The organism is Actinomadura sp. 3N407 (assembly GCF_052245875.1).
Classification (GTDB): Bacteria; Actinomycetota; Actinomycetes; order Streptosporangiales; family Streptosporangiaceae; genus Spirillospora.
In genome coordinates, this window is sequence record NZ_JBQQBP010000016.1 from 39553 (window position 1) to 65825 (window position 26273).

General features: G+C 73.1%; 26 protein-coding genes. 12 read left to right on the plus strand and 14 right to left on the minus strand.

Annotated features, from left to right (window positions below):
• The 5 genes from ACTWPP_RS32710 to ACTWPP_RS32730 all read left to right on the plus strand — a co-directional run bounded on the left by ACTWPP_RS32710 (window position 1) and on the right by ACTWPP_RS32730 (window position 2407).
• Window positions 1-522, plus strand: a complete 522-nt coding sequence (locus ACTWPP_RS32710; protein WP_443108249.1) for a gamma carbonic anhydrase family protein — start codon at window positions 1-3, stop codon at window positions 520-522.
• Window positions 523-536: 14 nt separating this feature from the next.
• On the plus strand, window positions 537-944 hold the full coding sequence (locus tag ACTWPP_RS32715) for a hypothetical protein (RefSeq protein ID WP_443108250.1): 408 nt from the start codon (window positions 537-539) through the stop codon (window positions 942-944).
• Window positions 945-971: 27 nt separating this feature from the next.
• Entirely contained in the window at window positions 972-1265 is a 294-nt protein-coding gene (locus ACTWPP_RS32720; RefSeq protein WP_443108251.1) for a DUF2470 domain-containing protein, read from the plus strand.
• A 121-nt stretch (window positions 1266-1386) separates the two neighbouring features.
• Complete coding sequence (locus ACTWPP_RS32725) at window positions 1387-2094, plus strand: biliverdin-producing heme oxygenase (protein ID WP_443108252.1); 708 nt, start codon at window positions 1387-1389, stop codon at window positions 2092-2094.
• A 121-nt stretch (window positions 2095-2215) separates the two neighbouring features.
• Window positions 2216-2407, plus strand: coding sequence for a hypothetical protein (locus ACTWPP_RS32730; protein WP_443108253.1), 192 nt, complete (start codon window positions 2216-2218; stop codon window positions 2405-2407).
• Between the two features lie 39 nt (window positions 2408-2446).
• Here the strand turns inward: ACTWPP_RS32730 and ACTWPP_RS32735 are convergent, their stop codons facing one another.
• The 3 genes from ACTWPP_RS32735 to ACTWPP_RS32745 all read right to left on the minus strand — a co-directional run bounded on the left by ACTWPP_RS32735 (window position 2447) and on the right by ACTWPP_RS32745 (window position 5810).
• Window positions 2447-3865: an RNB domain-containing ribonuclease gene (locus tag ACTWPP_RS32735; protein WP_443108254.1), complete on the minus strand. Its 1419-nt coding sequence runs from the start codon at window positions 3863-3865 to the stop codon at window positions 2447-2449.
• 72 nt (window positions 3866-3937) lie between these two features.
• The gene (locus ACTWPP_RS32740) at window positions 3938-4675 is read right to left on the minus strand and encodes a Crp/Fnr family transcriptional regulator (RefSeq protein ID WP_443108255.1); all 738 of its coding nucleotides are present in this window, start codon (window positions 4673-4675) and stop codon (window positions 3938-3940) included.
• A gap of 214 nt (window positions 4676-4889) precedes the next feature.
• The gene (locus tag ACTWPP_RS32745) at window positions 4890-5810 is read right to left on the minus strand and encodes a 5'-3' exonuclease (protein WP_443108256.1); all 921 of its coding nucleotides are present in this window, start codon (window positions 5808-5810) and stop codon (window positions 4890-4892) included.
• 98 nt (window positions 5811-5908) lie between these two features.
• Between ACTWPP_RS32745 and ACTWPP_RS32750 the strand changes: the two genes are divergently transcribed.
• The 5 genes from ACTWPP_RS32750 to ACTWPP_RS32770 all read left to right on the plus strand — a co-directional run bounded on the left by ACTWPP_RS32750 (window position 5909) and on the right by ACTWPP_RS32770 (window position 12100).
• A complete protein-coding gene (locus ACTWPP_RS32750; RefSeq protein WP_443108257.1) occupies window positions 5909-7018 on the plus strand; it encodes a M24 family metallopeptidase in 1110 nt (369 codons plus the stop codon).
• Window positions 7019-7160: 142 nt separating this feature from the next.
• Complete coding sequence (locus ACTWPP_RS32755; protein WP_443108258.1) at window positions 7161-8390, plus strand: ABC transporter ATP-binding protein; 1230 nt, start codon at window positions 7161-7163, stop codon at window positions 8388-8390.
• A 74-nt stretch (window positions 8391-8464) separates the two neighbouring features.
• Window positions 8465-9766 (plus strand): ABC transporter substrate-binding protein, encoded by a 1302-nt coding sequence (locus tag ACTWPP_RS32760; RefSeq protein WP_443108259.1) that lies wholly within the window; start codon window positions 8465-8467, stop codon window positions 9764-9766.
• Between the two features lie 10 nt (window positions 9767-9776).
• Window positions 9777-11165 carry an ABC transporter permease subunit gene (locus ACTWPP_RS32765; protein WP_443108260.1) on the plus strand — a complete coding sequence of 463 codons (1389 nt, stop codon included), beginning with the start codon at window positions 9777-9779 and terminating at the stop codon, window positions 11163-11165.
• Window positions 11162-12100 (plus strand): carbohydrate ABC transporter permease, encoded by a 939-nt coding sequence (locus ACTWPP_RS32770; protein WP_443108261.1) that lies wholly within the window; start codon window positions 11162-11164, stop codon window positions 12098-12100. The genes ACTWPP_RS32765 and ACTWPP_RS32770 overlap by 4 nt, the downstream gene beginning before the upstream one ends.
• Before the next feature lie 82 nt (window positions 12101-12182).
• Here the strand turns inward: ACTWPP_RS32770 and ACTWPP_RS32775 are convergent, their stop codons facing one another.
• A complete protein-coding gene (locus ACTWPP_RS32775) occupies window positions 12183-13439 on the minus strand; it encodes an ABC transporter ATP-binding protein (RefSeq protein WP_443108262.1) in 1257 nt (418 codons plus the stop codon).
• A 110-nt stretch (window positions 13440-13549) separates the two neighbouring features.
• Here ACTWPP_RS32775 and ACTWPP_RS32780 point away from each other — a divergent pair, with 110 nt between their 5' ends.
• Both ACTWPP_RS32780 and ACTWPP_RS32785 read left to right on the plus strand, forming a co-directional pair.
• Complete coding sequence (locus ACTWPP_RS32780) at window positions 13550-14608, plus strand: LacI family DNA-binding transcriptional regulator (RefSeq protein WP_443108263.1); 1059 nt, start codon at window positions 13550-13552, stop codon at window positions 14606-14608.
• 67 nt (window positions 14609-14675) lie between these two features.
• A complete protein-coding gene (locus ACTWPP_RS32785; protein WP_443108264.1) occupies window positions 14676-15116 on the plus strand; it encodes an Lrp/AsnC family transcriptional regulator in 441 nt (146 codons plus the stop codon).
• 31 nt (window positions 15117-15147) lie between these two features.
• Here the strand turns inward: ACTWPP_RS32785 and ACTWPP_RS32790 are convergent, their stop codons facing one another.
• The 10 genes from ACTWPP_RS32790 to ACTWPP_RS32835 form a co-directional block, all read right to left on the minus strand.
• Window positions 15148-16131: an N-acetylglucosamine kinase gene (locus ACTWPP_RS32790; RefSeq protein WP_443108265.1), complete on the minus strand. Its 984-nt coding sequence runs from the start codon at window positions 16129-16131 to the stop codon at window positions 15148-15150.
• Entirely contained in the window at window positions 16131-17387 is a 1257-nt protein-coding gene (locus ACTWPP_RS32795; RefSeq protein ID WP_443108266.1) for a 6-phospho-beta-glucosidase, read from the minus strand. The genes ACTWPP_RS32790 and ACTWPP_RS32795 overlap by 1 nt, the downstream gene beginning before the upstream one ends.
• Complete coding sequence (locus ACTWPP_RS32800; RefSeq protein ID WP_443108267.1) at window positions 17384-18214, minus strand: carbohydrate ABC transporter permease; 831 nt, start codon at window positions 18212-18214, stop codon at window positions 17384-17386. Before ACTWPP_RS32800 ends, ACTWPP_RS32795 begins: the two co-directional genes overlap by 4 nt.
• Window positions 18211-19188: a carbohydrate ABC transporter permease gene (locus ACTWPP_RS32805; protein ID WP_443108268.1), complete on the minus strand. Its 978-nt coding sequence runs from the start codon at window positions 19186-19188 to the stop codon at window positions 18211-18213. Before ACTWPP_RS32805 ends, ACTWPP_RS32800 begins: the two co-directional genes overlap by 4 nt.
• 3 nt (window positions 19189-19191) lie before the next feature.
• A complete protein-coding gene (locus ACTWPP_RS32810; RefSeq protein WP_443108269.1) occupies window positions 19192-20517 on the minus strand; it encodes an ABC transporter substrate-binding protein in 1326 nt (441 codons plus the stop codon).
• Between the two features lie 39 nt (window positions 20518-20556).
• Window positions 20557-21798, minus strand: a complete 1242-nt coding sequence (locus ACTWPP_RS32815) for an ROK family transcriptional regulator (protein ID WP_443108270.1) — start codon at window positions 21796-21798, stop codon at window positions 20557-20559.
• An 88-nt stretch (window positions 21799-21886) separates the two neighbouring features.
• On the minus strand, window positions 21887-22426 hold the full coding sequence (locus tag ACTWPP_RS32820) for an FHA domain-containing protein (RefSeq protein WP_443108271.1): 540 nt from the start codon (window positions 22424-22426) through the stop codon (window positions 21887-21889).
• Window positions 22427-22577: 151 nt separating this feature from the next.
• Window positions 22578-23786: an acyl-CoA dehydrogenase family protein gene (locus ACTWPP_RS32825; protein WP_443108272.1), complete on the minus strand. Its 1209-nt coding sequence runs from the start codon at window positions 23784-23786 to the stop codon at window positions 22578-22580.
• 82 nt (window positions 23787-23868) lie between these two features.
• Window positions 23869-24948: a DUF3616 domain-containing protein gene (locus tag ACTWPP_RS32830; protein WP_443108273.1), complete on the minus strand. Its 1080-nt coding sequence runs from the start codon at window positions 24946-24948 to the stop codon at window positions 23869-23871.
• Between the two features lie 61 nt (window positions 24949-25009).
• A complete protein-coding gene (locus ACTWPP_RS32835) occupies window positions 25010-26212 on the minus strand; it encodes a cytochrome P450 (RefSeq protein ID WP_443108274.1) in 1203 nt (400 codons plus the stop codon).
• Window positions 26213-26273 lie beyond the last annotated feature (61 nt).

Sequence of the window (26273 nt, forward strand, 5' to 3'; positions counted from 1 at the left end):
ATGGCCGTCTACGCGCTGGGAGACCAGGTACCCGACATCCATCCGTCCGCGTACGTCCACCCGGGGGCGACCGTCATCGGGTCGGTGACCCTGGGGGAGGAGGCCACCGTCTGGCCGGGCGCCGTCCTGCGCGGCGACTACGGCGCCATCGGCGTCGGCGCCCGCACGTCCGTCCAGGACGGCACCGTCGTGCACACCACGGCGCCGTGGCCGACCGTCATCGGCGCGGACTGCGTGATCGGCCACAACGTCCACCTGGAGGGCTGCGTCATCGAGGACCGCTGCCTCATCGGCTCCGGATCGGTCGTGCTCAACCGCGCGCGCGTCGGGACCCGGGGCGTCGTGGGCGCCGGGGCCGTCCTGACCGAGGACGGCGTCGTCCCGCCCGAGCACACCGCCCTCGGCGTCCCCGCACGCGCCAGGCGCGGCGGCATCGACGAGCGGTGGTACAAGGAGGCGGTCGCCATGTACGTCGCCAACGGCCACCGCTACGCCGCCGAGCTCACGCGGATCCGGCCCTGAGACGGGAGGCGTTCATGCTCGACGGACGTCCGCTCGTCGACGCGCACGTGCACGCCGCCCGGCTGCCGACCCTGCCCCCGGCCTGGCGGCAGTGGGCCGACGAGTTCGGCTCCGCCCACCCGTGGCAGGACCTCTACGACGCCGACGGCACCCTCGTCCCCGAGAGGGTCGACGCATACTTCGAGCAGGAGGGCGTCGACATCGCGCTCCTGCTGTGCGAGTACAGCCCCAAGACGACCGGCACGCAGCCCATCGAGGACCTGACGCCGCTGCTGAAGCACAACCCGCGCCGCTTCAAGCCGGTCGCCAACGTCAACCCGCACCTGCACTACCCGATCGGCGCCGAGGTCGAACGGCAGCTCCGTTTCGGCGCCGCCGCGCTGAAGCGCGCCCTCCACGTCTACAAGGGCCTGTCCGTTTAGCCCATCCCTGCAGGAAAGGACGATGCCATGACCGATGCGGGCCCCTTCACCGACGACGTCGTGAGTCAGATCATGCGGCACATGAACGAGGACCACGCGGCCGACTGCCTCACGATCTGCCGGGCGCTGGCCGGGCGGCCCGGCGCGACCGCGGCCCGGATGACCGGGATGGACGCCGACGGCATCGACTTCGCCGTCAGCGACGGCGGCGCCGAGCACCCCGTCCGGATCCCGTTCCGCGAGCGCCTCACCGAGCGCCCCCAGGTGCGGCACGAGGTCGTCCGCATGACCGAGGAGGCCCGCGCCGCGCTGAGCACGTGACTGGACGTTCCCGACGCCCTGTCGGTAAAGTAGCCGACGTCCCGTCGGGAAACATCACCGCAACACCTTCCCGGGCGACTTAGGTAAGGCTACCCTAAGTCCCGGACGAAGGAGGAGCCGGATGGACAGAGCTCGAACAGACGGTGCCCGGAACGGCAGTGCCCGGAACGACGGCGCCGCGGCGGGCGAGGCGTTCTCGGCGCGGCTGCGGGCCGCCACGTGGAGCGACCACGGTGACAACGAGACCTCCGCCTACATGAGCGCGCTCGTCGAGGGCCGTCTCGGCCGCGACGAGTACGCGGTCCTGGTGGCGCAGCTGCACCCCGTGTACGAGCTGCTGGAGGCCGCCGCCGACCGGATGGCGCCCGACCCGGTCGCCGGCCCGTTCGACCTTCCCGGCCTGCGCCGCCGCGACGCCCTGGAGGCGGACCTGGCCTTCTTCTACGGCCCCCGATGGCGCGCCCGCATCGAGCCCGGCGCGACCACCGCGCGCTACTGCGACCGGCTCCGCGAGGTGTGCTTCGGCTGGCCGGGCGGCTTCGTCGCCCACCACTACACCCGCTACATGGGCGACCTGTCCGGCGGCCAGTACATCGGGCTCCAGGTCCGCAAGACCCTCGACCTGTCCGCCGGCGACGACGGCGTCCGCTTCTACCGCTTCCCCGGCAAGCCCAAGGCGTACAAGGACCGCTACCGCGGCCTCCTGGACGCCGCGCCCTGGGACGCCGCCGAGCAGGACCGCGTCATCGACGAGGTCAAGACCGCCTACCGGCTCAACGCCGCCGTCACCGAGGAACTCGGCGAGAGCCTGCGCCCCACCGCCGCCTGACGCGGGAAACCGCCGTCCGCCGGGATTCGGACAGGCCGAAAAGGAAGACGCGGTTTGCGCGCCCGGTGCGCGGACATCTGGTGGGAGCGAGAGATGCCCCCGACCCACTGGAAGGCCCCCCATGCTCGCGATCGCCGCCGCGGCCGTCTTCGCCCTGGCCCTGCTGTTCGACCTGGCCGACATCTCCTCGGACGCCGTCAACAACGGGACGCTGACCCTGCTCGGCCTGCTGCTGATCGCGCTCCACTTCGCCGGCATCGGGACGAGCACGAACTGGCGCCCGCGCCGCCGCGCCCGCACCCGCCGCCGCTGACCGCCCGGGTGAGACCGGCCGGCCGGTCAGGCGGGGCGGTCAGGCGGCACGGGAGAAACGGACGTGGCGCCGCGCCGGGTCCGCCTCCTCCAGCCGCACCTTGACCTGCTCGCCGAGCGGCAGCCCGCCGCCGTCGCAGCGGCCGAACACCGGCGGCGTCACCAGCTGGACGCGCCCTCCGGAACGGTCGGCGCTCACGTCCACCACCACCGCGTCGAAGACCTCCCCGACGTGGTCGCGCAGCAGCAGCGCCTCGACGAGGTCGACGCAGGCGTGGTCGACGTCCGCGGCGCGGCGCAGCGCCCGCTGCATCACCTCCGGCAGCTCCGGCAGCGCCTCGCGCACCCACCCGGGGACGGGACGCCCCGCCGCCAGCGCCAGGCACACCTCGGTCGCGTGCCGGTCGGCCAGCCGCCGGATCGGCGCGGTCACGTGCGCGTACGGGGCGGCGACCGCGGCGTGCGCCGCCTGCTCCGGCGGCGTCCCGTCGAACGCGGTGTAGCCTGCGCCGCGCATCAGCCCCGCCGCGTCGTGCAGGAACGCGGCGTGCCGGGGCAGGGACGGGTCGAGCGCGCGGACGATGTCGCCGTAGGAGGAGTCGCCGGGCCAGGCGACGCCGAGGGCGCGGGCGGCCAGCCGCAGCCGCGCGACGGCCTCGGCGGGCGCGGGCGGCATGGTGCGCAGCAGCCCGACGCCGCCGTCCAGCATCATCCGCGCCGCCGCCCGCCCGGTCAGCAGCGAGATCTGCGCGTTCCACGCCTCGGTCGCGAGGTCGCCGCGCAGCTTCAGCGCCCATCCGCCGTTCGCGTGCACGACCTCCTGCTCGGGCAGGGGGAGGCTGACGCCGCCGCGCGCGGCCTCCGCCGCGATGAGCCGCTCGCCGATCTCGCCGAGCAGCGCGATGCGGGGGTCGCCGTCGTCGTGCCGGGCGCCCGCGTAGTCGAGCCGGTCGTGGCTGCGGACGACGGCGCGGCGGACGTCCACATCGGTGATCCGGCCGGTGTCGTCGACGTCGATCGTCCACGCCACGGCCGGGCGGTCCCGGCCCGGCAGCAGGCTCGCGGTGCCCTCCGACAGGCGGCGCGGATGCAGCGGCGCGTTGGCGTCGGGCAGGTAGAGCGTGACGCCGCGTGCGCGCGCCTCGGCGTCGAGCGCGCCGCCCGGCCGGACGAACCCGGCCATGTCGGCGATGGCGTACCGGACCCGGTGCCCGGACCCGCGCCGTTCCAGGTGCATGGCCTGGTCGAGGTCGAGGGAGCCGGGCGGGTCGAGGGTGAAGAAGGGGACGCCGCGCAGGTCGGCGCGGCCGTCCTCGGGCGCCGCGGGCCCGGCGGCCTCCGCGAGGACGGCCGGCGGGAACGGGCCGGGCACCGAGTACTCGGCGCGGACCCGGTCGAGCCCGGCCCGGACCTCGGCGTCGGCCTCGGCGGTACGCAGTCGCAGCGGTCGGCGCGGCACAGCATCGAGGGTACGGGACGGACCCCGCCGCCCCACAAAAAATCTACAATGTAAAGGCATCGGGCGGTGCGGCTACTCCGACCGCCGCGCGAACGCCCGCAGCCCCGGCGGATCCACCACGGTGATCTTCCGCCGCCCGGTGCGGACCAGGCCCTCGCCACGCAGCGTGCCGAGCGCCCGCGCGACCGTCTCGCGCGAGGAGTCCATCCAGCTGCCGAGTTCCTCCTGGGACAGCGGCGGGCCGATCACGACGCCGCCGGAGGCGTCCGGCGGGACCTGCCGCGCCGACCGCTCCGCCAGGTCGGACAGCAGGATCGCCAGCCGCCGCGCGCCCTGCGCGGACACGTGCGCCTGCAGCCGGCGGTCGGCGTCGTCGAGCCGGCCCACGAACGTGCCGCTGACCAGCAGCCACACGCCGGGATGGGCGTCCAGGAAGCCGGTGAACCGGGAGGCGGGCACGACCAGCCCCAGCAGCGGGCCGAGCGCGGTCACCGTCGCCGACCGTTCCCGGCGGCCGAGCACCGCGCTCTCGCACACCAGGTCGCCGGGCCCGCGCACGGCGAGCACCACCTCGCGGCCGTCCTCGCTGGCGGAGGTCACCTTCGCCCAGCCGGACTCGATGACGATGAGGTGATCGGAATCGTCGCCCTGGTAGCACAGCGGCATCCTCGGCTGGTACCTGCGCGGCCGCGAGACCCCGCGGAGCGCCGCGCGCGCCGCGGGGTCCAGGGCGTCCCAGAACGCGGCGCCGGGGCCGGCGGCCGGGCCGCCGTGCGCCGTGGTCCTCCGTGTCAGCGGATGCTCGCTCACGGGTGTGCGTCTCCGGTTCCGGCGGGCGGGTGAACCGGTACCCACGGCAGTTGGGGGGAGTGGGGCGGTGAGGCCCAGTGCCGCGGGTACCGGTCGCTCATGTGCCCATGAGAACCCATCACCGTTGTGGATGCTGCACGCGCGAGAACGCCCTGTCTGCGTCATCTGACACTTTTGGGGAAATTTGCAGCGACGATCGGCGGCCGGGGCGCGGCTAGCGGGCCAGGGCGTTCAGCAGGCGGTTGACGGGGCCGGTGAGGTTCCAGCGGTCGGCCAGCTCGATGAGCGCCTCGGGGTCGCGCGCCCCGGCGGGGAGCCGGTCGTCCAGCGCCGCCAGCTCGGGCGCGTCGATGTCGGTGACGACCCTGACGACCGTCTCGGCGGCCGTCAGGTAGTCGCGTGCGGCCTCCATCCGGCGCCGCGCGCCCGCCGGGAACCCCGCGTCGGTGCCGGAGTCCAGCGCGGCGAGGATCTCCTCGACCGAGCCGAACCGGGTGACCAGCGCGGCGGCGGTCTTGTCGCCGACGCCCGGGACGCCGGGCAGGCCGTCGCTGGGGTCGCCGCGCAGCGTCGCGTAGTCGCCGTAGCCGCGGCCCGGGATGCCGTACTTGGCCGCGATCTCCTTCTCGCCCATCACCTGCAGGTTCCTGATGCCGCGCGCCGTGTACAGGACGGCGACCGGGGCCCGGTCGTCCACGAGCTGGAACAGGTCGCGGTCCCCGGTCACGATGTCGACCGGGCCGTCCGCCGCGCCCCGCACCGCCAGGGTCCCGATGACGTCGTCGGCCTCGTACCCGGGGACGCCCGCGCGCGCCAGCCCGAACGCGTCCAGCACCGCGTCGATGAGGGGCAGCTGCGCCTCCAGCGCGTCGGGCGTCTGGTCGCCGCCGTCCTCGGCCACCCGGTGCGCCTTGTAGGACGGCAGCGCCTCGACGCGGAACGCGGGCCGCCAGTCGGCGTCCATGCAGCACACGAGGCGGTCCGGCGACCGGTCCTGGACGAGCCGCGCGATCATGTCGATGAGCCCGCGCACGGCGTTCACCGGCGTGCCGTCGGGCGCGGTGACCGACTCGGGGACCCCGAAGAAGGCGCGGAAGTACAACGACGGCGTGTCCAGCAGCATCAGCCCGCTCATGGGCCACATGTTCCCACGCCGGTCGGGGCGGCGGCGCGCGGACGCGCCTCTGGGATCCTGGTACCGGCCACTGGAGGGATCGGAGAAGGGAGACGGGTGTGACGACGGAGTTGTATCCGCGCGAGAGGCTCGGCCTGGTGCGGGACGCGGCGGCGAAGGCGGGACTCGGGGCGGTGCTGCTGACGCCCGGCCCGGACCTGCGCTACGTCACCGGGTACGACGCCAAGGAGCTGGAGCGGCTCACCTGCCTGGTGGTCCCGGCCGGAGGCGAGGCGTTCCTGGTCGTCCCGCGGCTGGAGCTGCCCGCGGCGCGGGAGTCGCCGGCCGGTTCCCTCGGCGTCGAGCTGGTGCCGTGGGACGAGACCGCCGACCCGTACGCGCTGGTCGCCGGGCGCCTGCCCGGGGACGTGCGGACGGTGGGCGTGGCCGACCGGATGTGGGCGGTCATGGCGCTGCGGTTCCGCGCCGCGCTGCCGGGCGCCGAGCAGGTCGCGGCCGGGGGAGTGCTGCGGGAGCTGCGGATGCGCAAGAGCGCCGCCGAGGTCGCGGCGCTGCGCGAGGCGGGCGCGGCGATCGACCGCGTGCACCGCCGGGTGCCCGGTCTCCTGAAGGCGGGCCGCACCGAACGCGAGGTCGCCCGCGACATCGCCGACGCGATCACCGCCGAGGGGCACGCGCGCGTCGACTTCGTCATCGTCGGGTCCGGCCCGAACGGGGCGAACCCGCACGCCGAGCCGTCGGACCGGGTGATCGGGCCCGGCGAGCCGGTGGTGGTCGACATCGGCGGGACGATGCCGAGCGGCTACTGCTCGGACTCGACCCGCAACTACTGCGTGGGGGAGCCGCCCGCCGAGTACCGGGAGTACTACGCGGTGCTGGAGGAGGCGCAGCGCGCGTCGTGCGAGGCCGTCCGTCCCGGGGCGACGCCCGAGGCGGTGGACGCCGCCGGGCGCGACGTCATCGCGGCGGCCGGGCACGGCGAGCACTTCTTCCACCGCACCGGGCACGGCATCGGGCTGGAGTCGCACGAGGACCCCTACATCGTCGCGGGCAACCTGGAGCCGCTGGAGCCGGGCATGGCGTTCTCGATCGAGCCTGGCATCTACCCCGGGCCGCACGGCGCCCGCATCGAGGACATCGTGGTGTGCACCGAGGACGGCTACGAGCCGATGAACGTCACCGGGCGCGGTCTGGTGATCGTGGACTGACCGCCTGGGCGCGGGCGCCGGCGCGGGTCGTCCGCCATGTACCACCTTCATTGTTACGCGGGGGTAAGTCATGTTCCTTCCGCATTGCGGGACCGGTCCCGCCGTGCTGGACGAATCCGTGCCGTAAAGAAGAGGAGACGCCGTGGCAGAGGTCGATCTGACCAGCGTCGGGAAGGTCTATCCCGACGGCACGCGGGCCGTGACCGACCTGAACCTCCACATCGCCGACGGGGAGTTCCTGGTCCTGGTCGGCCCATCGGGCTGCGGAAAGACGACCGCGCTGCGGATGGTCGCCGGCCTGGAGGACATCTCCGAGGGCGAGGTCACGATCGGCGGCCGGGTCGTGAACCGGGTGCCGGCACGGGACCGCGACGTCGCGATGGTGTTCCAGAGCTACGCCCTCTACCCGCACCTGTCGGTCCGCGACAACATCGGGTTCGGGCTGTCGCTGCGCAAGCTGCCGAAGGCCGAGATCAGGGAGCGGGTCGACCGCGCCGCCGAGACCCTCGGCCTCACCGAGCACCTGTCCCGCAAGCCGCGCAACCTGTCGGGCGGGCAGCGGCAGCGCGTCGCGATGGGCCGCGCGATCGTCCGCGAGCCGCAGGCGTTCCTGATGGACGAGCCGCTGTCCAACCTGGACGCCAAGCTCCGCGTCCAGATGCGCGCCGAGATCGCCAGGATCCAGCGCGACCTGGAGGTCACCACCATCTACGTCACCCACGACCAGACCGAGGCGATGACGCTCGGCGACCGGGTCGCGGTGATGAAGAAGGGCGAACTGCAGCAGGTCGCACCGCCCCAGGAGCTCTACGACAGGCCGGCGAACCTGTTCGTCGCCGGGTTCATCGGCTCACCCGCCATGAACCTGCTGCGGGGCACGCTGACCGGGGACGCGGACAACCCGCGCCTGGAGATCGGCGATACGACCCTGACGCTTCCGGCCCGGGTGCTGACCGAGCGCCCGGCCCTGGCGTCGCACCTCGGGGCCGACGTCGCCGTCGGAATCCGCCCCGAGGACATGGAGGACTCCGAGCTCGTGGAGACCCGGGAGGGATCCACGCTGACCTCCACCGCGGACCTGGTGGAGGCGATGGGCTCGGACGTGCTCGTCCACTTCGCGATCGAGGCGTCCCAGGTCGTCACCGAGGACACCAAGGAGCTCGCCCGCGACGCGGGCACCGACGTGCTGGGGAAGCTGGAGGCCCCGCGCACGGACCTGGTCGCGCGGTTCAGCCCGCGCACCCGCGTGAAGGTCGGCGACCCGGTGACGATCCGAGTCGACACCGGTCGCCTGCACTTCTTCGATATCGAGTCCGGCGCGTCGATCTGGGGATCGGACGACGCCGGGTCGTCCAGGGAGGATGAAGGATGAGGGTCAGCTTCGCTCGTGGGGGGACGACCCCCCACACCCCCCGGCCCGGCTCCGCCGGTTTCGGAAGGCGTGTGATGGGAGCCGCCGTAGCGGCGGGACTGCTCCTGTCATCGGCCGCCGCGTGCGGCGGCGACGACGGCGGCGGCGACGGGTCGACGCCCGCCGGCGGCGGGGAGCTCAAGGGCACCACGATCGAGGTCGCGGCCAAGTGGACCGGCCCGGAGGAAGAGAACTTCCGCAAGGTGCTGCAGGCGTTCGAGAAGAAGACCGGGGCGAAGGTCAACTACGCCTCCACCGGTGAGAACACCGACGCGTTCCTCGGCCCGCGCATCTCGGCCGGGAACCCGCCGGACGTGGCGGTCCTGCCGCAGCCGGGCCTGATGCGCCAGTACGCCGAGAAGGGTTCGCTCAAGCCCCTCGGGGCGGACGTGGTGGCGGAGATCGAGAAGAACTTCGCGCCGTACTGGAAGGAGCTCGGCTCCGCCGACGGCAAGGCCTACGGCGTGATGATCAAGGCCGCCTACAAGTCGATCCTGTGGTACCGGCCGCAGTCGTTCTCCGACGCGGGCGTGCAGCCGCCGGCGACGTGGGACGAGCTGGTGAAGAGCTCGACCACCCTGCAGAACTCGGGCACCACGCCGTTCACGCTGGCCGCCGGGCCGCAGGACTCCTGGACGCTGACCGACTGGTTCGAGAACGTCTACCTCTCGCAGGCCGGGCCGGAGAACTACGACAAGCTGGCCAAGCACGAGATCAAGTGGACCGACCCGACGGTCGGCAAGGCGCTGGAGACGCTCGCGCAGATCTGGGGCAAGCCCGACTTCCTCAACGGCGGTGTCGCGACCGCGACCAAGACCAAGTTCGACGAGTCGGTCACCCAGGTGTTCGGCCAGGAGAAGGCCGCCATGGTCTACGGCGGCGACTTCGCCGCCGCCAACATCGCCACCACCGAGGCCAAGGTCGGCACCGACGCCAAGGTGTTCGCCTTCCCCAAGGCCGGCGACACCGCCCCGGCGATCCTCGGCGGCGACACCGCCGTCGCGCTGAAGGACGGCAAGGGCGCGCAGGAGCTGATGAAGTTCCTCGCCTCACCCGAGGCCGGCAAGGTCTGGGCCGGGCTCGGCGGCTACCTGACGCCCAACAAGAACGTCCCGCCGGACGCCTACTCCGACCCGATCGCCAAGGAGCTGATCGCCCAGCTGCAGCAGGCCGGCGAGGCCGCCCGCTACGACATGTCCGACCTCGCGCCCGCCGCGTTCGGCGCGACCCCCGGCGCCGGCGAGTGGGAGGCGCTGCGCCAGTTCGTGGAGAACCCGACGGACGTCAAGGGCACCCAGGACAAGCTGGAGGCCGAGGCGGCCGAGGCGTACAAGTAGGGAACCCTGCATGAAGGCTCCGAAAGATGAGGGGGTGCCGCCGGCCGTGACGGCCGGCGGCGCCGCCGCCGTCGCCGAACCCGCCCCCGCCCCGCCCCGCGAGCGCCGGGGACGCGAGCGGCTGACCCCGCCGTCGTGGCTGGCCCTGACGTTCCTGCTGCCGGCGCTGGTGCTGCTCGGGTTCCTCGTGGTCTACCCGATCGTCTATTCGGTGATCCGCAGTGTGTTCGACGCCTCGGGCGACACGTTCGTCGGCGCGGACAACTACACCGGGGTCTTCCAGGGGCGCGAGAACCTCATCGCGGTCCGCAACACCGCCATCTGGGTCGTGGTGGCGCCGACCGTGGTGACCATCGTCGGGCTGCTGTTCGCCGTCCTCACCGAGCGGATCCGGTGGTCGACGATGTTCAAGCTCGTGGTGTTCATGCCGATGGCGATCTCGTTCCTCGCCTCCGGCGTGATCTTCCGGCTGGTGTACCAGCAGGACCCCGACAAGGGCGTGGCGAACGCCGCGATGGTCGCGATCCACGACACGTTCGCGAAGGAGACGAGCTACCCGGGCGCCGGGCCCCGCGGCGGCGACCAGCCGGTCCGCGCGGAGGCCGGCGGCGTGGTCACGGTCGACTCCTACACCGCCGGGCAGAGCGCGCTCGTCCCCCTGGTGAAGGTCAAGCCGGAGTACGTGCCGGAGGACGCCGAGCCGGCCGCGCAGCCGCCGCCCGCCAGGCCGGGGCAGCTGAGCGGGACGGTGTGGTTCGACTTCACCAAGGGCGGCGGCGGGCAGCCGAACGCCCCCAACGCGGGCGAGAGCGGGCTGCCCGGCGTCCAGGTCGAGGCGGTGCGGGACGGGAAGGTGGTCGCCACCGCCACCACCGGCGCCGACGGCACGTTCACGATGACGAAGGTGCCCGACGGCTCGTACACGATCCGGCTGCCCGCCGACAACTTCACCGCCGCCTACCGGGGCGCGGAGTGGCTCGGCGGCACCCTGATCACACCAGCGATCATCGGGTCGTACCTGTGGGTGTGGGCCGGGTTCGCGATGGTGCTGATCGCCGCCGGGCTCGCCGCCATCCCCCGCGACGCGCTGGAGGCCGCCCGCGTGGACGGCGCCACCGAATGGCAGGTGTTCCGGCGGGTGACGATCCCGCTGCTGGCGCCCGTCCTGATGGTGGTGCTGGTGACGCTGACCATCAACGTGCTGAAGGTGTTCGACCTGGTGTACATCATCGGCGGCGGCGATCCGAACGCCAGCGTGCTGGCGCTGGAGATGTGGATCGAGTCGTTCGGCGGCGGCAACAACCAGGGCGCCGGCAGCGCCATCGCCGTGCTGCTGTTCGTGCTGGTGGCGCCCGCCATGCTGTTCAACGTCCGGCGAATTCGGCAGGAGCGCAAATGAGCACCGCGGAGAAGGCCGCCCAGGTGCCGTCCGAGGCCGGCGGCGAGAACGGCGCGGCGGGGGCGCCGCGGCGGGGCGTGGCCGCCCGCGTCGTCGGCCGCGTCGGCGGCGGCGCGGCGCAGGCGGTGCTGGTCCTGATCGCGCTGTTCTGGCTGGTGCCGACGCTCGGGCTGCTGGTGGCGTCGCTGCGCTCCAACGAGGACAACGCCGCCGGCGGCTGGTGGAACGTGTTGACCGAGCCGACGCAGCTGACCGTCGAGTCGTACTCGGCGCTGCTGGACAAGGCCGACTTCGTCGACTCGTTCTGGAACACCGTGCTGATCACCGTCCCGGCGACGCTGCTGGTGGTGGCGATCGCCTCGCTGGCGGCCTACGCGTTCGCGTGGATGGAGTTCCCCGGGCGCGACTGGCTGTTCCTGGTGGTGGTGGCATTGCTGGTGGTGCCCGTCCAGGTGGCGCTGATCCCGGTCGCCAAGCTGTACGGGAACATCGAGTTCGGCGGGTTCCAGATGTTCGGGTCCGTCACCGGCGTGGTGCTGTTCCACGTCGCGTTCGGGCTGCCGTTCGCGATCTTCCTGCTGCGCAACTTCTTCGCGGCGATCCCCCGGGACCTCCTCGAGGCGGCGCGGATGGACGGCGGCTCGGAGTGGACGATCTTCCGGCGGGTGATCTTCCCGCTGGGCGGCCCGGCGATCGCCTCGCTCGGCATCTTCCAGTTCCTGTGGGTGTGGAACGACCTGCTGGTCGCGCTGGTGTTCGCCGACACCGAGGCGCAGCCGATGACCAAGTGGCTGCAGTCGCAGATGCGGCAGTTCACCGGCAACATCGACGTCCTGGCGCCCGGCGCGTTCCTGTCGCTGATCGTCCCGCTGGCGGTGTTCTTCGCCTTCCAGCGCTACTTCGTGCAGGGAGTGCTCGCCGGCTCGGTGAAGTGAGGACGGTCCGCCGAAGACCCCGGAAAGGGACGGTGCCCACGGCCTGCGCAGGCCGTGGGCACCGTCGTTCGGCGGGGGACGGTCAGCCGGACTTGCGCAGGGACGCCCCGTCCTGCGCGCCGTGCCGGAGGGCGGCGTCCGGGTGCCCGACGGCCAGGCCGCTGGACGGGTCGAAGAAGTGCAGCCGGCGGGTGTCGACGGCGAGGTCCACGTGCTGCCCCGGGCGCACGTGCGAGCGGGAGTTGACCCGGGCCGTCCACAGCGCCTTGTTGTCGATCAGCGGGATCGTCATGTCCTCCTCGCCTTCGGCGGCGTCGGAGGCCAGGTCGGCGGTGTCCTTGTGCTCGACCGGCGGGGCGTCGATGGCGAAGATGACGTTGATCTCGCTGCCCAGCTCCTCGGTGACGCTGCTGCGGACCGCCATCGGCGCCCACTCGGGCTTGGCGTGCGCGGCGTCCTCGAAGTCCGACGGGCGGATGCCGAGGACGATCTGGCGGCCGAGGTAGTTCTGCAGGCCCGGCCGGTCGCCGAGCACCGAGGCCGGGACGGGCAGCGTGTACCCGGCGAAGGAGACCTGGGCGCCGCCGTCGCCGGAGGTCAGCTCGGCGGTGACGAAGTTCATCGCGGGGGAGCCGATGAAGCCCGCCACGAACAGGTTGACCGGGTTGTCGAACAGCCGCTGCGGGGTGTCGACCTGCTGCAGCTGGCCGTCGCGCAGCACGCAGACGCGCGAGCCGAGCGTCATGGCCTCGACCTGGTCGTGGGTGACGTACACGGTGGTGACGCCGAGGCGCTCGTGCAGCTGGCTGAGCGAGGCGCGCATGGACACGCGGAGCTTGGCGTCCAGGTTGGACAGCGGCTCGTCCATCAGGAACGCCTGCGGCTGGCGGACGATCGCGCGGCCCATGGCGACGCGCTGCCGCTGGCCGCCCGACAGCGCGGCCGGCTTGCGCGCCAGGTACTGCTCCAGGCCGAGCATCTTGGCGGCCTCGCGGACCTTCTGCTTGATCTCCGCCTTCGGCGTGCCGCGCAGCTTGAGGCCGAACGCCAGGTTCTGCTCGACGGTCATGTGCGGGTAGAGGGCGTAGTTCTGGAAGACCATCGCGATGTCGCGGTCCTTGGGCGCGAGGTCGTTGACGACCTGCTCGCCGATGGAGATCTTCCCGCCGGTGATCTCCTCCAGGCCGGCGATCATCCGCAGCGCGGTGGACTTGCCGCAGCCGGACGGGCCGACCAGCACCATGAACTCGCCGTCGCGGATCTCCAGGTCGAGGGCGTCCACGGCTTTGACGCCGCCGGAGTACACCTTGTCGACCCGGTCCAGAACGATCTTTGCCATCGGAACCCCTTCATGGAAACGTTTCCATTAGCCCCTGACGAACAGGGATTATGTCGCACTTACCGGAGTAAACCCCATGGAATCGTTTCCAGGGGAGAGACGTTCATGAGATGGTGATCGAAAACCCCGGGCGGAAGGGCGGTGACCGGATGACGCCGCGGCCGGCGACGATCAAGGACGTGGCGGCGTCGGCGGGCGTCGGCATCGCCACGGTGTCACGGGTGTTCTCCGGCACCGGGTCGGTCAGCACCGCCACCCGCGAGCGCGTCCTGGCCGCGGCCCGCGACCTGGACTACCGCCCGAGCGCGCTCGGCCGCGGCCTCAAGCTGCGCCGCAGCGGCGGCATCGGCCTGATCGTCCCCGACGTCACCGACCCGTTCTGCGCCGAGCTGATCGCCGGCGTGCTCGCCTGCGCCCGCACCCTCGGCGAGCACGTCATCGTGGACGCCGCGCACGGCGACCCGTCCCGCGAGGCCGAGATCGTCGAACGGCTCGTCGGGCAGCGCGTCGACGGCGTCATCGCGATGCCCGCCGGGACCGAGGCCGACTGGCGCGGCGCCGCCCGCGTGTGCTCCAGCGTCGTGTTCGCGGGCCGCGTCCCGCCGGGGCTGCCCGAGATCCCCGCCGTCCTCGCCGACGACGCCGGCGGCGTGCGGTCGGTCACCGAGTACCTGACCGGGCTCGGGCACCGCCGCATCGGCTTCCTCGGCGCCGCCCCCGGCAGCCCGTCGCGCGTGCGGGAGGACGCGTTCCGCACCACCCTCGCCCAGCTCGGCGTGCAGGTGGAGGAGGACCTGGTCGTCGCCGCCCGCCCCGCCAGCGACGCCGCCTACGCGGCCGCCGCCGGGCTGCTGCAGCGCCGCGACGACGTCACCGCCGTCCTCGCCGCCGGGCACCTGCTCGGCGAGGCCGCCGTCCTGGTGGCCCGCGAACTGGACCTGCGGGTGCCCGCCGACGTGTCGATCGCGATGGTCGACGACGTCGCGTGGGCGGAGCTGTGCGACCCGCCGCTCACCGCCGTCGCCCGCCCCGGCCACGACATCGGTTACCGCGCCTGCGAGATGCTGCTGCGCGAGCCCGCCCGCCGGGGCAGGGGAGGGCCCGTCCTGCTGCCGACCGAACTCGTCGTCCGCGGCAGCTGCGGTCCCCTGCGCACCGCGCGCCGTTAGGGCCCGCGCGGCCGGCCGCCGCGGAAAAGGGTCCCGGAAACCGGCCCGGGCACGCTAGATTTCCCGCGTGGAGGAGATCGATCGTCAGATCATGGCCCTGCTGGCCGACGACGGGCGGATGAGTTTCACCGACCTGGCGAAGGAGACCGGCCTGTCGGTGTCGGCCGTGCATCAGCGCGTGCGGCGGCTGCAGAAGCGCGGGGTCATCACCGGGTTCGCGGCGCAGCTGGACAGCCGCCAGATCGGGCTGCCGCTGACCGCGTTCATCTCGATCAAGCCGATCGATCCGGCCGCCCCCGACGACGCGCCCGACCGGCTCGCCCATCTGCAGGCGATCGAGGCGTGCCATTCGGTGGCGGGGGAGGAGAGCTACATCCTCAAGGTGCGGGTCGGGTCGCCGAACGAGCTGGAGGACCTGCTGCAGAGGATCCGCGCCGCCGCGAACGTCGCGACGCGCACGACGGTCGTCCTCAGCACCCCCTGGGAGTCGCGCCGCCCGCCGCTCTGACCCGCCGGCCGCCAGGCCGGACCTTACAGCGTCAAGGGCGGCGGAAGGTCGTCCGGAGGATTTCGTGGGCGGCGGGCGGGGCGGACATGTGGTCCAAGGCGAGGAGGGCTGCGCCGAGGAGCGGAGGGTCGCCGGGGACCAGGAGGCGGGCCTGCGGAGCGAGCGCCGCGTAGCGTTCGGCGACGGCGTCCATGAGAAGCGGGCGGCGGGCGGCCAGGACGCCGCCGCCGAGGACCACGTCGGCGGGCGTGTCGAGCAGATCCAGGCGGCGGAGGGCGACCGAGCCGAGGATCGCGATCTCGTCGGCGAGCCGGGACACGACCCCGCGGGCCACGTCGTCGCCTGCCTCGGCGATGTCGAGGACGACCGGCGCGAGGCCGGTGAGGCGGCCCTCGTCGAACTCGCCGGTGTGAATCCCGAGACCGGCGTCGATGGCCCGGCCCACACCGAAGTGGGCGGCGACCGCGGCGGTCAGCGCCGTGCGAGGGCCGCGGCCGTCCTCGCCGCGGATGCCGTGCCACAGCGCCGCGCGGCCCAGTTCGGATCCGCCGCCCCAGTCGCCGGTGTGGGCGCCGAGCGAGGGGAAGCGGGCCGTGCGCCCGTCCGGGGCGACGCCGGCGCAGTTGATGCCCGCGCCGCAGACGACGGCGACGCCCCAGCCCCCGGTGACGGCGCTGCGCAGCAGCGCGAACGTGTCGTTGCCCACGGTCACGCTCGGGGCGGCGCCCCGGGTGAGCAGCAGTTTCTCCAGACGTTCCTCCTCGCCGGGCAAGTCCACGTTGGCCATGTAGGCGGCGAGGTGGACGACGTCGCCGGGATCGGCGCCGGCGTCGCGCAGCACGGCGCCGATGGTCTCCGACAGGACGTCGAGCGCGGCGTCGAGCCCGGCCGCCCGCGGGCGGAACCCCCCGCCTCGCGCGGTGGCGAGCAGTTCCCCTCCGGCCCCGACGACGGCCGCGTCGGTCTTGCTGTTGCCGCCGTCGACGGCGACCAGCACGCCCTCGAGAGCCCCCATCACACGGCCCACGGGAGGTGGGCGCGGTTGGCGGCGACCAGGTCGCGCGCGAGGCGGTCCGCCACGTCCGCCTGGCCGATGAGGGGGTGCGCGAGCAGCGCGGCGGCGACCCGGCCGACGCCGCCGCGCAGCGCCGCGTCCAGCGCCAGCTCCTCGTAGGCCGCCACGTGCGCGATCAGACCGGCGAACAGCGGCTCGACGGGCGGGACGGGCAGCGGAACCGGCCCGGACGCGGCGATCCGCGCCGGCACCTCGATGACGGCGCGGTCGTCCAGGAAGGGCAGCGTGCCGTGGTTGCGGACGTTGACGACCTGCGCGTCGCCGCGGTCGCCCAGCAGGGACGCGACGAGCTGCACGGCGGCCTCGGAGTAGAAGGCGCCGCCGCGTTCGTCCAGCCGGGCGGGCCTGGTGTCGAGGGCGGGGTCGGCGTACCCGGCCAGGAGGTCGCGTTCGAGCGCGGCGACGTGCTCGGCCCGCGACGGCGCGCCGCGCTGTTCCTCGACCACCCGGTCGTGCTCGTAGAAGTACCGCAGGTAGTACGACGGGACGGCGCCGAGACCGCGGACGAGGGAGGCGGGGAGACCGGCGATCGCGGCGAGCTCGTCCGGGTACCGGTCGAGCAGGCCGGGCAGGACGTCCTGCCCGTCCAGCCGCACCGACCGCACCCAGGTGAGGTGGTTGAGCCCGGCGTGGCCCAGGCTCACCCGGCCGGGCGGGACGCCGAGGAGGGCGGCGACGCGGCGCTGGACCCCGATCGCGACGTTGCACAGCCCGACCGCGCGGTGACCGGCGTCCAGCAGGGCGCGGGTGACGATCCCGACGGGGTTGGTGAAGTCCACGATCCACGCGCCCGGCGCGCGGGCGGCCACGCGGGCGGCGATGTCCAGCACGACGGGGACGGTGCGCAGCGCCTTGGCCAGCCCGCCCGCGCCGGTGGTCTCCTGCCCGACGCGGCCGCGGGACAGCGGGAGGGTCTCGTCCACGTGCCGGGCCGCCTGGCCGCCGACCCGCAGCTGCAGCAGCACGATCGTCGCGCCCGTCACCGCCGCGTCGAGGTCGCCCGTGGTCACCACCTTCGCGGGATGGCCGGCGCGGGCGAGCATCCGCGCGGCGAGCCCCCCGACGACCTCCAGCCGCGCGGCGTCCGGGTCGGCGAGTACCAGCTCCGACACCGCCGGCGACCCGTGCGCCCGCGCGAGCCCGTCGACCAGTTCCGGGGTGTAGGTCGAGCCACCCCCGATGACAGTCAGCTTCAACCCTTCACTCCCGTCAACGTGACGCCCTGGACGAAGACCCGCTGGGCGAGGAAGAACACGACCAGCACCGGCAGGATCGTCAGCAGCGTCGCGGCCATGGTGAGATTCCACTCCACATGGTGCGCCGCGCGGAACGTCGCGACGCCGATGGCGAGCGTCCAGTGGTCCGGGTCGGCGTACACGAGCGGCCGGAAGTAGTCGTTCCAGCAGTAGAAGAACTGGAACAGCGCGACCGCGGCCAGCGCCGGCTTCGCCATCGGCAGGACGACCCGCAGCATCGTGCGCAGCTCGCCGCAGCCGTCCACCCGGGCGGCGTCGGCGTACTCGCGGGGGATCGTCACGAGGAACTGGCGCAGCAGGAAGATGGAGAACGCGTCCCCGAACAGCTGCGGGACGATCAGCGGCCACAGCGTGCCGGTCAGGCCGAGCCGGGCCCACACGATGTACAGCGGCACCATGGTGACCTGCGGCGGCAGCATCATCGCCGAGATCACCACGACCAGCGCGAGCCTGCGGCCGCGGAAACGGAACCGGGCCAGCGCGTACGCCACCGGGACGCTCGACACCAGCATGAACACCGTGGACAGGGTCGCGTAGACGGTGCTGTTGACCGTCCAGCGGACCATGTCGCCGCTGAACACCTCGGCGAAGTTCGCCGGGTGCCAGCCGCGCGGCCACAGGTCGCCGCCGAGCGCCTGCCGGTCGGACATCACGGCGGTCAGCGCCATGAACGCCAGCGGGGCGAGGAACATCACGGCGATGGCGACGGCGGTGGCGTGCACGGCGATCCACAGCAGCATCCGCCGCGACCGGCTTCCCGCGGTCACCGGGCCTCCTCGCCGGCGAAGGCGTCGAACCGGCGGAGCAGGAACAGGGTGAACACCATGGCGGTGGCGAACATGACCAGCGCCAGCACGCAGGCGTAGCCCATGTTGAACTGCCGGAAGCCCTGGTCGTACAGCCATTGCGGGAACGTCAGCGTGGAGCCGTCCGGGTAGCCGGGCGCGTAGTGGGTGCCGGGCAGGTCGGCGCGGCCCGAGGCGACCTTGCCGGCCACCATCGGCTGGGTGAAGTACTGCAGCGTCTCGATGACCCCGGTGACGGCGCAGAACGCCAGCACGGGGGAGACGGTCGGCAGCGTGATGTGCCGGAACCGGGCCCAGGCGCCGGCGCCGTCGATGGCGGCGGCCTCGTACAGCGACCGCGGCACGTGCAGCAGCGCCGCCAGCATGATGATCATCACGTCGCCGGCGGCCCACAGGCCGAGCAGGGTCAGGCCGGGCTTGGCCCAGGCCGCCTCGTTGAAGAAGTCGGGCAGCGCGACCCCGAGCCGGTCGCCGATCGTGTGGAAGGGGCCGGTGCCGGGGTTCATCAGGAACACGAACGCGACCGTGGCCGACACCGGCGGGATCAGGTACGGCAGGTACAGGATCGAGCGCAGCACGCCGCCGCCGCGTCTGATGTGGGTGAGGAGCTGGGCGACGCCCAGGCCGAACAGCACCCGCAGCGGGACGAGCACCGCCACCAGCCACAGCGTGTTCCGCATCGCCGTCCAGGCTTCGCCGTCGCGCAGGAGGTAGGTGTAGTTGTCCAGCCCGGCGTACTCCAGCGTGAACAGGTTGTAGCGGGTGAAGGAGAAGTAGACGGTGGCGGCCAGCGGGTAGGCGAAGAACAGCCCGAACCCGGCCAGCCAGGGGGACAGGAACGCCAGGACCCGGAGCCGGCGGCGGCGGCGCGCCCGCGCCGCCGCCGTCCCGGTCCGCGCCCCGCGGAAGGGGACGCGCAGTGAGCCGGGGGCCACGGGTCAGCCGCCGGCGAGCTTCAGGGCGTCGTCGACCTCGCCGTCGAGATTTTTCAGCGCCCGGTCGAGGTCGCCGACCCTCCCGGGCTCCCACCGCTCCTGGACGAACTTCTGGAACCGCACGATGTAGTCGTTGCCGTTGGGCGTCGGCGGCGTCGTGGAGCTGGCCGGGTGCCCGAAGACGTCGAGGAACGTCCGGAACTGCGGCGGCAGCCTCAGGTCCGGTGACGACAGCGCCGGGATCGTGGACGGCACGTTCCCCAGCGCGTTCGCGAACGTGACCAGCGCGGCGGTGTCGGTGGTGAGGTAGCGGACGAACTCCCAGGCGGCCCGCCCGTGCTCGGCGCCGCGCGGGATCCCGATGACGGTGCCGGTGATGAACCCGCCGCCGTAGGCGGACGCGCGGCCGTCGGCGACGGGGGCGGGCGCGGTGCCGTAGTCCAGCCCGGGAGCCTCCTCCTGGATGAACTTGGTCCGCCACTCACCGTCGATGGCCATCGCGACCTTCCCCTTCTGGAAGGGGTTGGACGACTCGAACTCCTGGCCCATCGAGCGCAGGAACGTCTTGACGTTGTCGTAGCCGTACCAGTCGATGAGGCTCTTGTTCCATTCGAGGTACGCCTTGAAGGCGGGGTCTCGGGAGAAGTTCGCCTTGCCGTCGCCGGTCAGCCACGTCACGCCGAACTGCGGGGCGAGGTGCTGGGCCTGATGCTCGTAGTACTGGACGGACGGCATGAACCCGGCGACCTCGATCGTCCGGTCCGGGTCGCGGACGGTGAGCTTCTTGGCCAGCGCGGTCAGCTCGCTCATCGTCCTGGGCGGCCGCTCGCCCTTCATGAGGTCCTTGTTGTAGTAGAGGCCGTAGGCGTCGGCCAGCAGCGGCATCGCGCACCGGGTGCCCTTGTACTGGGTGTACTTCTGCACCGCCTGGGGGAACTGGTCCATGTCCAGCTTGGACTCGGCGATGTGGGGCGCGAGGTTCTGCCAGGCGCCGCTGCGGCACCATTGCCCGACGCTGTCGGTGCTGAAGGACGACACCACGTCGGGCGGGTTCCCGCCGCGGATGGCGTTGGTGATGCGCTCGTCGGTCTGGCCCTTGACGAGCTTGACGGTGATGTTGGGGCGGCTCTTGCGGAAGCCGGCGACGGCGTCCTCGAAGGCCTTCACCTCGTGCGGGGCGCTCCAGCCGTGCCAGACCTCGATGGTCTGCCTCTCGTCGGCGTCCGGCCCCGTGCCGGTCTGGTCGCCGCCCGCGGTGCAGGCGGCCGTGAGGCCGAGCCCGGTGGCCGCCAGGGCCACCGCGAAACGGCGCTTTGTGGTGGTGGGCACTCCGGTTCTCCTTCGGGGGGAGCGGATGGATTCCGGGTGTCAGGGGACGTCGGCGGAGAAGATCTCGTCGCGGGTCTCCCGGAGCGCCTGCTGGAGCGCCCCGGCGAGGACGGGGTTGCCCTGGACGGTGCTGAGCCGCACCTCGGGCCGCGGGATCGTCAGGCTGTGCAGGTGCTGTTCGACGCGTGCGCGGAGCGGTTCACCTCCGGCGCGCAGGACGTCGCCGGTGAGGACGACGAGGGCGGGGTCGAGGACGGCGACGACCGTGGCGAGGGTCGCGCCGAGGCGGGTCGCCAGTTCGGTGAGGGCCCGTTCCGCCCGCGCCCCCGCGTCCGCGGGCGTGCGCCGCCCGGCCGTCCCGGCCGTCCCGACGTCGGCGGCCGCGCGGCCGAGGGCGGTGGCGGCGTCCCGCCCCCGGAAGCCGTGCTCGCGCATCAGCCTCAGGACGGCCGCGCCGCCGGTGAGGCTGTGCACGCCGCCGGTGCGGGTGCGGCGCACGTCCCGCATCAGCGGCGCGCCGGCCGCGGGCATGTAGCCGATCTCGCCGGCGCCGCCGGTGGCGCCCCGGTGCAGCGCGCCGTTCAGCACGACGGCCATGCCGACGCCGTCGGCGACCCACAGCAGCACGAAGTCGCCGCCGCCGGCGGCCTGCCCGCCGGCCCGCTCGGCCAGCGCGGCGAGGTTGACGTCGTTCTCGATCGCGACGCGCACGCCGAGGCCGGCGCTCAGCGCCGCGGCCGGGTCCGGGATGTGCCAGCCGGGGATGTGCGAGGCGTATCCGAGCCTGCCGGTCGCGGGGTCGACCGCGCCCTGGATGCCGATGACGGCGCGGTCGAGGGCGCCGCGGGGAGAACCGGGACGCGGGAGCCCCGCGGCCGCGGTGGCGCCGTCGAGCGCCGCGGCCATGCGGGCGACCACGTCGACGCCGGTGCGCCCGGGGGTCGGCAGCGTGTGCTCGCCGATGACCGTCCCGGTGAGGTCGGCGACGCTGACCCGGATCCGGGCGGGCGTGACGTCGGCGCCCGCGACGTGCGCGGCGGCGCCGTTGATCCGGTACAGCTCGGCGGTGCGGCCGGGCAGCCCCTCCCGGATCCCGTCCCGGACGACGAGCCCGGCCTCCTCCAGCCGCGCGAGCAGCTGCGAGGCGGTGGGCTTGGAGATGCCGGTGAGGCGGGAGATCTGCGGCCGGGTCAGCGGCCCCCGGTCGAGCAGCGCCCTCAGCGCGGCGCGTTCGTTGATGACCCGCAGGAGGCCGGGCGTGCCCGGGACGGACGTGGTCACGGCGGCCTCCTAGTTAAGAAAGTTTCCTAACTAGGAAGAAAAAGTAAGGACTCTTTACCGATACGTCAAGAGACCCCGGGCGTCGTGTTCAGGGGGCGGTGGCGATGAAGCTGGAGTTGCCGAAGCCGACCTCGTCGCCGGGCCGGACGCGGGCCGGGCCGGTCAGCCGCCACCCGTTGAGGCGGGTGCCGTTCATCGACCCGAGATCGGAGATCATCCAGCCCTCCTCGGCCCGGTAGATCTCGGCGTGGAACCGGGAGACGGTCAGGTCGGTGAGGACGAACTGGCAGCCGGGGGCGCGGCCGACCACGATGCGCTTGAGGTCGCCGGGCGGCAGCATGAACCGCGGCAGCCGCGGCGCCCGCCAGGCCGCCTCCACCCGCGCCGTCACCTGTGACACCGAGGAGATGATGCCGGTCAGCCGGCGGACGACGCGGCCGGGCGGCGGCAGGTCGTGCACGACCTCGGCCAGCTCGGCCCGGTTGCGGGCCTGGAGCACCTGGTCGACGCGGCGCTCGAACGTCTCGTTCGACATCCGGCCCTCGGCCACGCGGTCGCTGAGGACCCGCAGAGCCCGGTCCCGTTCCATGTCGGACGCTCTCACCGGGAATGAGGGCTGACCGTCCATAGCTGTGAGTATCCAGTCCCCATCGTCGGCTTGTCCAGAAAGGACTTCGGCAGGGGACGGGCGATCGCCCTCACCCGCCCCCCGCCTTTTCGACGGCGAACCGCCCGCAAAAGTTCGCGGTGACGTCAGATGTCCACGATCGCCGGCCGGGTCAGGAGGACAGGAGGTCGCGGGCGATGTGGGTGATCTGGATCTCGTCGGTGCCGGCGTAGATCTGGAACGACTTGGCGTCGCGGGCGAGTTGCTCGACGCGGTACTCGCTCATGTAGCCGTTGCCCCCGAACAGCTGCACGGCCTCCTGCGCGACCTCGCTGGCGGCCTGCGCGGAGTAGAGCTTCATCGCCGACGCCTCCGCGAGGGTGGGGGTGCGGCCGGCGCGCTGCATCTCGATGTGCCGGAACACCAGGTTCTGGACGTTGAGCCGCGCGACCTCCATCTTCGCCAGCTTCAGCTGGATGAGCTGGAAGTCGCCGATCCGCTGCCCCCACAGCTCGCGGGTCTTGGCGTACTCGACCGACAGCTTCAGGCACTCCTCGATGACGCCGAGCGCCATCGCCGTGACGCCGGCGCGCTCGGTGACGAAGTTCTGCCTGGCGGAGTCCTTGCCGCTGCCGGAGCCGGACGACAGGAGCCGGTCGGCGCCCGCGCGGACGTCGTTGAGGAACAGCTCGCCGGTGGGGGAGGAGTGCAGCCCCATCTTGCGCAGCGGCCCGCTCTGGTCCAGGCCCTCCATGCCCCGGTCCAGAACGAAGGTGAGGATCTCGCGGTCGCGGGGTTCGCGCCCGTCGTCCAGCTTGCAGTAGAAGACGATCGTGTCCGCGTAGGGTCCGTTGGTGATGAAGGTCTTGCCGCCGTTGAGGACGTACTCGTCGCCGGCCTTCCTCGCGGTCGCCTGCATGCCGCCGAACGCGTCGGATCCGGAGCCGGGCTCGGTGATGGCCCAGGCGCCGACCTTCTCCAGGGTGAGCAGGTCCAGGGCCCAGCGCTCGCGCTGCTCGGGCGTCCCCCGCTTCATGATCGTCCCGGCGGCGAGGCCGAAGCTGACGCCCATCGCCGAGACCAGGCCGGGGGCGACCTTGCACAGCTCGATGACCGGCAGCATGGACATCGCCGGGTTGCCGCCGCCGGGCCGTTCCCCGTCCTCGCCGCCCGCCTCGTCCCCCGGTTCCCTCTCCTGGCGGGCGCGGAAGGACGCGCGGGCCATCTCGTCCATGCCGAACGTCTTGTAGAGGCCGCGGAGCAGGTCGTACGGCGGTAGGTCGCCCGAATCCAGCGCGTCCAGGTTCGGCCGGACCTCGGCGTCGATCCAGCCGCGCACCGCGTCCCGGATCATCAGGTCTTCGTCGGACCACTCGATCATGCTCGTCTCGCCTTCCTGCCGGGTACCGACCCATCCAAGCAGAACGCGCAAGCGAGCGCTTACTCGGGTGGCGGCGGAGGCGTCACCCGCCGAGGCGCACCACGTCGGCGATGACGCCGCCGTCCTCGGTCAGCCGGGCGGGGGACGGGCTGTCGTAGACCACCAGGACGCCGACCCCCGGGGCGTCGGGCTCGTCCAGGACGGCGATGCCCTCGGCGTGGTCGTCGCCGTCGCCGTAGGGCAGGTCGCCGAGCGGCTCCAGGTCCGCGGCCGTGACGATCTCGGGCGCGTCGGCCTTGGCCGCGCCCCGCCACCGCACGACCCGCACCGGCCCGTCCAGGTCCATGCTCGGCCCGGTGAGGACGAGCAGGTCGTCGCCGTGCGGGCACAGGTCCCGGATGCCGAGGCCGCCGAGGTCCATGAAATGGGTGCGGTAGAGCGCGCCGTCGTCCCCGACGGGGAGCGGCAGCAGCTTCTGCGGGTCCTTCGGGTCGGTGCCGGGGCGGATCTCGATGAGGACGGCCCAGCCGCGCAGGACCGGCCCGCGCAGGCCGATGTAGAGGCGGTCGCCGTGGGCGGCGACGCCCTCGATGTCGATGCCGTTGTCCTTGCTCGGGATCGACAGGAACGGCGCCAGGTGCGGGTCGTCCGCCAGCAGGTCGGTGATGGAGTCCTTGCGCAGGCCGAGCACGGCGGCGGTGCGGTCCCCGTCCTCGCGGACGACCTCGGGCAGCCCGTCGCCGCCGGTGACCAGGGGGAGGCGGACCAGGATGTAGCGGTTGTCCTCGCGCACGACGGTGGCCAGCCGCTTGCGGGACTTGGCGTCGCTCTGCCCCGGCTTGATCTTCTTGCGCTTGAGGCTGTGCGACCCGATCGCCCACAGCCAGCCGTTGCCGCGGGCCAGGCCCTCGATGTCGGCCTCCTCGTCGGGGCCGGCCGGCAGCGCGACGAGGTCGGCGAGGTTCACGGTGGCGTGCCCGCCGTAGCCCGTGACGCGCCCGTCCTCGCCGACGACGGCCGTGAGCCGCTCGATGGTGGCCGTCTCGTCGCCCGCCACCCAGAGGCAGCGGCCGTCCTGGCGCACGGCGGAAAGGTTGGTGTGCGTCTCGGCTTCGCGGCTCTGCTCGGCGAAGCGCAGCGTGACCCGGCGTTCGACATCCATTCGGAGATGCTCCCATAAGGGCGAGGTCAGACGGGCACTTGGAACGGTCCGGAAGCGGCCGTCAGGCGTCCCAGAGGACGTCCAGGCGCGTCGGCTTGCGGAACACGAGGCCGTGCGGCCGTGCGGGACGGGACGGGTCGAGCCGCAGTCCCGGAAGCCGGTCCAGCAGCTCGGTGAGGGCCGTCCGGGCCTCCAGGCGGGCCAGATGGGCGCCGAAGCAGAAGTGCGGGCCGTGCGCGAACGACAGGTGCTCGGCGGCGTTGTCCCGCCGCACGTCGAAGCGGTCCGGGGCGGGGAACACGTCCGGGTCGCGGTTGGCCCCGGCGATCGACACCCGCACGAGGTCGCCCGCGCGCACGGGCGTCCCGCCGAGTTCGGTGTCGCGGGCGGCGTAGCGGTCCACGACCGACGCCGACGGCTCCAGCCGCAGCGACTCCTCCATCGCGGCGGGCAGCAGCCCCCGGTCGTCCAGGACGAGCCTGAGCTGGTCGGGATGGCCGAGCAGGTGCAGGACGGCGTTGGCGATCATGCCTTCGGTGGTGTCGATGCCGCCGAACATCAGGATCGCCGCGTTCGCGACGACCTCGGCGGTGTCCAAGGGGCGGGGCCCGGCCGGCGGCGCCTCGTCGCGCGCGGCCTCGGCGAGCAGCGACCCGGGACGCGACGCGGTGATCGCCTCCTCGACGGCCGCGCCGAGCAGCCGGTACGCCTCGTCCGCGCGCGCCGGGGCGGTGCCGCCCGCGGTGATGGCGGACACGGCCTCGACGAACGCGCCGTACCAGGACCGGACGGTCGCGGCGTCCACCCCGTCCAGGCCCAGCGCCTCGGTGACGACGGCGACGGCCAGCGGCCCGGCCAGGTCGCGGCGCAGCTCGGCGCGGCCCGCGGGCGCGAGGCCGCCGACGAGCCGGCCGGCCTCGGCCTCGACGAACGCGGTGAACCGCTCGCGGGTCCGGGCGGGCCGGAAGGGGCGCGCGAACGCGTCGCGGTGGCGGGTGTGGGCGGGGCCGTCCAGCGACAGCATGCTCGGGCCGACGACCTGGGCGGTGGAGAAGCGCGGGTCGTCGACGGTGAAGGCGGCGGCGTCGCGCATCACCCGCAGCGCGAGGTCGCGGGAGGTCACCAGCCAGCCGTCCAGCGCCGGGAGCCAGGAGACGGGCTCGCGCGCCCGCAGCCGCGCGAGATGCGGATGCGGGTCGTCCTCCAGGTCGGCGGCGGTGATGGCCGCGCCGGCGGGGAACCGGGCGATCGGGTCGGATGTCATCCGCACGAGGATAGGCCGTCCCATATCTGATCTACAACGTAAAGGCGCCGGGCGGTCGCCG

What these genes read in the sequence shown, in the direction of transcription:
- ACTWPP_RS32710 (WP_443108249.1), top strand. Translation starts at nt 1, where the DNA reads ATGGCCGTCTACGCGCTGGGAGACCAGGTACCCGACATCCATCCGTCC.
- ACTWPP_RS32715 (WP_443108250.1), top strand. Translation starts at nt 537, where the DNA reads ATGCTCGACGGACGTCCGCTCGTCGACGCGCACGTGCACGCCGCCCGG.
- ACTWPP_RS32720 (WP_443108251.1), top strand. Translation starts at nt 972, where the DNA reads ATGACCGATGCGGGCCCCTTCACCGACGACGTCGTGAGTCAGATCATG.
- ACTWPP_RS32725 (WP_443108252.1), top strand. Translation starts at nt 1,387, where the DNA reads ATGGACAGAGCTCGAACAGACGGTGCCCGGAACGGCAGTGCCCGGAAC.
- ACTWPP_RS32730 (WP_443108253.1), top strand. Translation starts at nt 2,216, where the DNA reads ATGCTCGCGATCGCCGCCGCGGCCGTCTTCGCCCTGGCCCTGCTGTTC.
- ACTWPP_RS32745 (WP_443108256.1), bottom strand. Translation starts at nt 5,810, where the DNA reads ATGAGCGGGCTGATGCTGCTGGACACGCCGTCGTTGTACTTCCGCGCC.
- ACTWPP_RS32760 (WP_443108259.1), top strand. Translation starts at nt 8,465, where the DNA reads ATGGGAGCCGCCGTAGCGGCGGGACTGCTCCTGTCATCGGCCGCCGCG.
- ACTWPP_RS32765 (WP_443108260.1), top strand. Translation starts at nt 9,777, where the DNA reads ATGAAGGCTCCGAAAGATGAGGGGGTGCCGCCGGCCGTGACGGCCGGC.
- ACTWPP_RS32770 (WP_443108261.1), top strand. Translation starts at nt 11,162, where the DNA reads ATGAGCACCGCGGAGAAGGCCGCCCAGGTGCCGTCCGAGGCCGGCGGC.
- ACTWPP_RS32775 (WP_443108262.1), bottom strand. Translation starts at nt 13,439, where the DNA reads ATGGCAAAGATCGTTCTGGACCGGGTCGACAAGGTGTACTCCGGCGGC.
- ACTWPP_RS32780 (WP_443108263.1), top strand. Translation starts at nt 13,550, where the DNA reads ATGGTGATCGAAAACCCCGGGCGGAAGGGCGGTGACCGGATGACGCCG.
- ACTWPP_RS32790 (WP_443108265.1), bottom strand. Translation starts at nt 16,131, where the DNA reads ATGGGGGCTCTCGAGGGCGTGCTGGTCGCCGTCGACGGCGGCAACAGC.
- ACTWPP_RS32820 (WP_443108271.1), bottom strand. Translation starts at nt 22,426, where the DNA reads ATGGACGGTCAGCCCTCATTCCCGGTGAGAGCGTCCGACATGGAACGG.
- ACTWPP_RS32825 (WP_443108272.1), bottom strand. Translation starts at nt 23,786, where the DNA reads ATGATCGAGTGGTCCGACGAAGACCTGATGATCCGGGACGCGGTGCGC.
- ACTWPP_RS32830 (WP_443108273.1), bottom strand. Translation starts at nt 24,948, where the DNA reads ATGGATGTCGAACGCCGGGTCACGCTGCGCTTCGCCGAGCAGAGCCGC.
- ACTWPP_RS32835 (WP_443108274.1), bottom strand. Translation starts at nt 26,212, where the DNA reads ATGACATCCGACCCGATCGCCCGGTTCCCCGCCGGCGCGGCCATCACC.